Source organism: Xanthovirga aplysinae (genome assembly GCF_009711365.1).
Lineage (GTDB): Bacteria > Bacteroidota > Bacteroidia > Cytophagales > Cyclobacteriaceae > Xanthovirga > Xanthovirga aplysinae.
This window is the reverse complement of sequence record NZ_SMMB01001030.1, coordinates 1-6,748: the sequence shown is the minus strand read 5'-3', so window position 1 is coordinate 6,748 and position 6,748 is coordinate 1. Positions and strand designations below refer to the sequence as shown.

At 37.2% G+C, this 6,748-nt stretch carries 4 protein-coding genes; 1 reads left to right on the top strand and 3 read right to left on the bottom strand.

Annotated features, from left to right (window positions below; genetic code table 11):
- Positions 1-296: 296 nt before the first annotated feature.
- Complete coding sequence (locus E1171_RS10865; protein WP_155206032.1) at positions 297-2,312, top strand: MBG domain-containing protein; 2,016 nt, start codon at positions 297-299, stop codon at positions 2,310-2,312.
- A gap of 82 nt (positions 2,313-2,394) precedes the next feature.
- Here the strand turns inward: E1171_RS10865 and E1171_RS10860 are convergent, their stop codons facing one another.
- The 3 genes from E1171_RS10860 to E1171_RS10850 form a co-directional block, all read right to left on the bottom strand.
- Positions 2,395-3,705 (bottom strand): dicarboxylate/amino acid:cation symporter, encoded by a 1,311-nt coding sequence (locus tag E1171_RS10860; RefSeq protein WP_155206031.1) that lies wholly within the window; start codon positions 3,703-3,705, stop codon positions 2,395-2,397.
- A gap of 3 nt (positions 3,706-3,708) precedes the next feature.
- Positions 3,709-4,785 carry a chorismate synthase gene (gene aroC / locus E1171_RS10855; RefSeq protein ID WP_155206030.1) on the bottom strand — a complete coding sequence of 359 codons (1,077 nt, stop codon included), beginning with the start codon at positions 4,783-4,785 and terminating at the stop codon, positions 3,709-3,711.
- Positions 4,786-5,014: 229 nt separating this feature from the next.
- On the bottom strand, positions 5,015-6,469 hold the full coding sequence (locus E1171_RS10850) for a BatD family protein (protein ID WP_155206029.1): 1,455 nt from the start codon (positions 6,467-6,469) through the stop codon (positions 5,015-5,017).
- Between the last annotated feature and the right edge of the window lie 279 nt (positions 6,470-6,748).

Here is a 6,748-nt window from a genome sequence, read left to right as displayed (position 1 = left end):
ATTGTGTTTTATTTCTAATTCTCTGATATTTAAATAAGTATTTGAAAAGATGATCCCCTTAAATTGATTTTCCTTTCTTAGAAAAAGCCTAAAAATTTTCGATCTTCTTCAAATTTCTTTTAAAAACCTGCACTTCTCTAGAGAATTCAAAAATGTAATTTACTTAAGGGAAGGCTGTTTTAAATATGAACTGAGTGTTTCCACATTTCCTGCTCAGAACTTTCTCAAATTTATTGTCTTATAAACCCCATTCTATTTATTCCATTCTTAATTCGAATTAAACCCTTCGATGCCTTATGTTTAAGAGAATATCCCTTATTCTGTTCCCATTATTGATTTTTGGATTAAATTTTTCTCAAGCTCAAAGCCCTAGCTTGGTCCTCAACCCCATAGAGGAAAAGACCTATGGGGATCCACCTTTTGATTTGGATTATTCCTCAACTAGCGCTGTAGAGTTCACTAGTTCGGACACTACTATTGCCTCAATTGACGGAATTACGGTCACTATTCATAAAGCAGATACCGTAATGATTACAGCCGAAAATGAGGAAGGACTGACAGATGAGCAAGAATTAATCATTAAAAAAGCAGACCTCACTGCCAAGGCAGATGATATCACAAGGCCCTATGGTGACGAAAACCCTGAATTGACCATCACCTACACCGGATTTGCCTATGAGGATACGGAGGAGGACCTAGATGAAAAACCAACTATAGAAACCGAGGCCACAAAAGAATCTGATGTAGGAGAATATGAAATTACATTATCTGGTGGAAGTGATGACAATTATAATATTATCCTTGAAAACGGGACATTAACTATAGAAAAGGCTGAATTAACTGTTACAGCTGAAGATAAAACAAGACCCTATGGAGATGAAAACCCAGAACTTACTTACTATTATGAAGGGTTTAAAAATGAGGAAGATTCTACAGTATTGGATACCGAACCCACGATAAGTACGGAGGCTACCGTCGAATCAGATGTAGGTACTTACCCCATTACTTTGGAGGGAGGAGAAGACAACAATTATTCATTTACTTATGTAGAGGGCACTTTGACGATAGAGAAAGCAATATTGAAGGTCATAGCACAAGATACAAGTAGATACTACGGAGAAGAAAATCCTGAGCTAAGGTATTATTACGAGGGCTTTAAAAATGAACAGGATTCTACTGTGTTAGATACAGAGCCAACAATCAGCACGGAGGCAACAAAGGAGTCAGATGCAGGAGAGTATCCCATCACCTTATCCGGAGGAGAGGATAATAATTATGATTTTGAATATATCGATGGAGTATTAACCGTACTTAAAGCCATATTAACCGCAAAAGCTTATGATGAAATCAGACCTTATGGGAGTGAAAACCCCAATTTTACCATACAATATGATGGCTTCAAGAATCTTGAAAATTCTACTGTCCTAGATTCCCATCCCACTGTTAGCACTCCAGCTTCCGCTACCTCTAATGTTGCGACTTATCCTATTATCCTTTCCGGAGGGGAAGATAATAATTATGCCTTCGAATTGATTGATGGTAAAATGGTGGTGGAGAAGGCGATTTTAAATGCTACAGTTACCGAAATAAAAACCTATGGGGAACCTAATCCGGATTTAGAAATTCAATATACTGGTTTGGTAAATAATGAGGACCTCTCTGTGTTAAACAGCTTGCCATCAGCCCACACAGATGCCGTTGATACTTCTTATGCAGGAGTTTATCCGGTATTTTTGTCCGGAGGGTCGGATGATAATTACAAATTCAATTTGGAGGAAGGAACACTAACTATTGAAAAGGCAGAACAAACCCTTTCTTTTCCTACCATTACTGAAGAAGAAATAAGAAATGGAAGGATAGAAATGGGAGCCACCGCTACTTCCAACTTAAAGGTAAGCTATTCCTTATCAGAAGATAGTCCTGGAAAAGTAGTGGAAAATGTTATATTGATTCAAGGGGAAGGTACTATTACAGTAACTGCCACTCAAAATGGAAATATTAACTACCTGCCAACTGAAGTTGTTTCACAGACCTTTGAGGTTCTGGTGGTTACCGGAACGGAAGACGAAATTAAGGAAAATATTAATATTAGCCTATATCCTAATCCCACCGAAGATAACCTAATGTTAGTTTGGCCTAAGGCTCATGATTGGAGTTTGGTCATTTACGATATTAATGGACGTCCAGTAAAAAAACATTTAGTCAAAGAGGAAGAAATCCATTTGGATGTTAGTGGGTTGAGTGCGGGATTATATCACGCCCTCCTGTTTGTAAAAGATAAAAAAGTTAGTCTTCGTTTTATTAAAAAATAAAAGTCAAGCAGGAAGGGATAAGAGTAAAAAAGGAGTGATTCACAATTAGAATCACTCCTTTTTTTATGACTGAATTTCTTATTTAGCTTACTAATTGCTCGGTTTCTTCAATCCCTTCTTTGAGCTCACCTTCTGAGGAGGCAACAATAGTAGCAACTGTGGCATCACCTGTAACATTTACCATAGTTCGGCACATATCCAAAATTCGGTCTGGTCCCATGATAAGTGCTACTCCGGCCGCCGGCACCCCAATCGATTGCAAAATAATTAATAACATCACTATTCCCGCTCCCGGTACTCCCGCCGTTCCAATAGAGGCTAAGGTTGCTGTAAGAACAATAGTTAATTGCTGTCCTAAATTAAGATCCATTCCTAAGGCCTGGGCAATGAATACAGCTGCAATTCCCTGATACAAGCTGGTTCCATCCATGTTTATGGTGGCCCCTAAAGGTAGAACAAAACTGCTGACCTCTTCGGAAACTCCCAAATGTTTCTCACAACGGTCCATAGTTACTGGTAAGGTTGCTGAACTTGAACTGGTGCTGAATGCAAGTAATTGAGCAGGGCGGATTCCTTTGAAGAAGGAAACATACTTGATTTTTGTGAAAAGCTTAAATAAAAGGGGATACACTATAAACACCATGGCAGCCAGTCCAATAAGAACCGTCAGGGAATATTTTCCGAGTGCCACTAATAAATCTAAGTCAGCATTTAAAGAAGCTATTAAGGCAAAAACTCCATAAGGAGCAAGGATCATTATAAATTCTACTATTTGAATGGTAACTTCATTGATTCCTTCAAAAAAACCAATTACCGGACGTGCTTTCTTCTCTGAAACCTTTAAAAGAGCTATTCCCATGATAATGGCGAAGAACACCACCTGCAACATAGCACCATTATTTCCTGCCGCCAAAACTATATTACTTGGTACCATGTCAACAATGGGTTTCAAAGGGCTTTCTTCTTTTATAGATGCAACAGTAGAAGAAGTTTTCTGTACATTCTCCGCAAACTGTTCCATTAACTCGGTTCGAGTATCTTCAGGTAAGGCATTTCCCGGGTTAAGAAGGTTTACTACAATAAGTCCAATGGAAATCGCTATAACTGTTGTGCAGAGATATAAAGCAATCGTTTTGCCCCCCATACGGGAAAGCTTGGAAACATCCCCTAAATTAGCCACTCCAACAATTAGAGAAGATAAAACCAATGGCATGGCAATCATTTTCAATCCGTTGACAAAGATTGTTCCTATCGGTTTTATATAATCCATGGTAAAACTTAAAGGAATACCAATTGAAGGACCGACAAGGCCATAAATTAAACCCAAAAGGAGGCCAATGAGAATTTTGACATGAAGCGGTATTCTTTTCTTTTTTGTAGTGTTATTTAACATGGTTTAAAGTTTTGTGGATTGATCAAGAAAATAAAAATCGGCAATAACCAATGCCGCCATGGCCTCAACTATTGGAACAGCACGTGGAACTACACATGGGTCGTGTCTTCCTTTCCCGGAAACAGTCACTTCATTTCCTTGCTGATCTATACTGGGCTGATCTTTCATAATGGTGGCCACGGGTTTAAAAGCAACTCTAAAATAAATATCCTCTCCATTAGAGATTCCTCCCTGTATTCCCCCTGAATAATTGGTTTTTGTGTGAATTTTTCCTTCTTGAGTTGAAAAAATATCATTATGTTCGGAGCCATATAGGCTAACTCCTTCAAAACCACTGCCATATTCAAATCCCTTAGCGGCATTGATGCTTAACATGGCTTTTCCTAATTCTGCATTTAAGCGGTCAAATACGGGTTCTCCCAGTCCAACAGGCACTCCTTGAATGACCGCACTCACTACACCACCTACTGTATCTCGTTTTTTTCGGGTTTGATCAATAAAAGCCTCCATTTTTTCGGCGGTTTCCTCATCAGGACAACGGACAATGTTGCTTTCTGTCTGTTTCAGATCAAGCTGTTGATAAGTTTTGTTTAATTTAATGGGCCCTGCCTGAGAGACATAAGCTTGTACACTAATGCCCTTTTGTTTTAAAAACAACTTGGCAATTGCCCCGGCAGCAACTCTCGCTGCAGTTTCTCTGGCTGAACTTCGTCCTCCACCACGGTAGTCTCTTATTCCATATTTTGATTGGTAGGTGAAGTCTGCATGGGAGGGTCGAAACGTGGTGGCAATGTGTGAATAATCTTTACTTTTCTGATCCTTATTTCGGATGACGATACAGATTGGGGTTCCTGTAGCCTTGCCCTCAAAAACACCGGACATTATCTCAAAGGTATCATCCTCTTTACGTTGGGTGGTGATTTTGGACTGTCCCGGCTTTCTTCTATCTAGTTCTTTTTGGATGAAGGTTTCATCAATTTCAAGCCCAGCGGGGCAACCCTCTAATATCACTCCAATTGCCTTACCATGAGATTCACCAAAAGTACTGATCTTAAATATTTTTCCGTAACTACTTGCCATCCGCCAAATATAAAAACAATAAAATGAGTGAAAACTTACTTTATAATTTTAAAAGTGCTTAAGAGTTTGAAAAAAATCAGAAAGGTTTTAGAAAATTAGAAAAATACTCTTTTAAAAATGTCAATACCTTTACCAGTGATTGATTTTAATTAACTCAGAAAGAAGGAACGATTTGAATCCTTTTGAAATAATTGGAAAAGCTTCCCTTCTTGCACCTTTCTATTGATTATTATTTCTTTATTAAAATAATTATTGAAGCCGCTAACATAATTAAAATAAATATATTAGCAAAAATTCTTATATACTCTTGGGAAACTATACTGCTAAACGAATTACTTTCAATATCTGCTAGTTCATAAAATGAGCCCATATCACTAGCCATTATTGCTTCATTAATTTTACTTTCTCCCATTACATTTACAATGGTTTTAGGTCTTAAAGTGTCATAAGTGGCAGTTTTAGGGTTGAAATAAATCCATTTAAAATAATCCTTAAGTTTATATTCTCCTGGCTCTTTAGGGATACCGAAATAGTTATAAGTTTTGGTTCCCCTAACCCTTCCGTTTGAACGATTTATTTGCTGGGATACATCAGGGTCATAAAAATCAAAATTCTTACCCCTCATCACAGAGGGATTATTTATAGAAGAAATATTGCCTTCTCCTCTTATCTTAAAGCTATAATTAAAGCTTTCCCCAGTCTTTAATTCCTTATTATTAATTGATTCCCTTAGTCTGTAATCTCCTACTGCTACCATATCTTTTAAGGGGTGAGGAGGAAGGTCTTTGACCTTTATAGTGATAGGTTTGGAATGGTAGGTTTTATACCCTTCCTGGCGATTTCTGCCAAAGAAGGAACGTTGTTTTGCCAATTTATATTTTAATAGTTCTAATTCTACCGAAGGGATATGAATATCTTCCAGATTTAAAGGATAAAAAGTACCTTCGTAAATGCTGTACTTTTTGTAGTTTTTTCCTTTAATTTGGACAGGAACTCCAGCGATTTTATCTATGTTATAATTTTCCTCCCAGCAGTTAATTGGCCTTATTTTCTTTAGAATTCCCGTTAGTTGTTCGCCCACATTATAAAATTCAAGATCAGCGCGGTTGTTTTCAGAAACGTAAAAAGCCACATTTACCGTAAATCCTTCACCTAGATAAACATTCTTTTTATTGGAAGTTACAGCAAAAAATGCATCATCTTTTACATCCACAAACTCTTGAGGTTGTCCCTGACCACGATTAAAAAAGTCCTGAAAAGGATCACTGCTAAAAGGATCAAATTGTTGTCGTCTTTGAACTGCAGGGCCAACCTTAATGTTTTTCCCAGGAGATTGATGTTGTTTACCATTTATGGTCATACTAAAAGGTGATAGTTCAAATGTTCCCTCCCCTTTGGCTTGATAATTTTGGGTAATGCTAACACTTGAAGACATTTGCCCGTTAATAAAGTTTGTAGAAGAGGAGGAACTAGTGCCTATCTTCACAAATCCTGGAATATCAGGGAAACCCTCATAACTTTCTAGTTTTCCATTTTCCACGGTAATGGTAATAGGAAAAGCTTGATTTAGGGCAATTTCATCCGGTCCCAATTCAATTCGAATCTGTTGAGCCCATAAAGGAGAAATTCCACAGAAGCAAACCAGTAGGGTTAAAAATAATGATTTTAAGGACTGTCTATTCATAATTTAAAAACCGCGCTATATATAAATAAAATTACCCCAAAATTATATTAAACTGTTTTTTTTTAGGCAACTTTTTTTTAATTTATACGAATAATTTTTTAGTCATGCCTTACCTGCCTGTTGTTCAAAAAGCAGGTCCTTTTCTAACAAAATAATATATTACTCTTATGCTGGAATATTTTAAAACCATTCTTAAAAAAGTTAGTTTTAGTCGAAGGTTATTTGAAAAGGAGCTTAAAAAAGCCTTAAAAATGGTGTCACCTCATGAAGTTCTTCCCC

Excerpts from the sequence above, each read along its gene's own strand:
- E1171_RS10865 (WP_155206032.1), top strand. The coding sequence starts at position 297 with ATGTTTAAGAGAATATCCCTTATTCTGTTCCCATTATTGATTTTTGGA.
- E1171_RS10850 (WP_155206029.1), bottom strand. The coding sequence starts at position 6,469 with ATGAATAGACAGTCCTTAAAATCATTATTTTTAACCCTACTGGTTTGC.
- E1171_RS10860 (WP_155206031.1), bottom strand. The coding sequence starts at position 3,705 with ATGTTAAATAACACTACAAAAAAGAAAAGAATACCGCTTCATGTCAAA.
- aroC (WP_155206030.1), bottom strand. The coding sequence starts at position 4,785 with ATGGCAAGTAGTTACGGAAAAATATTTAAGATCAGTACTTTTGGTGAA.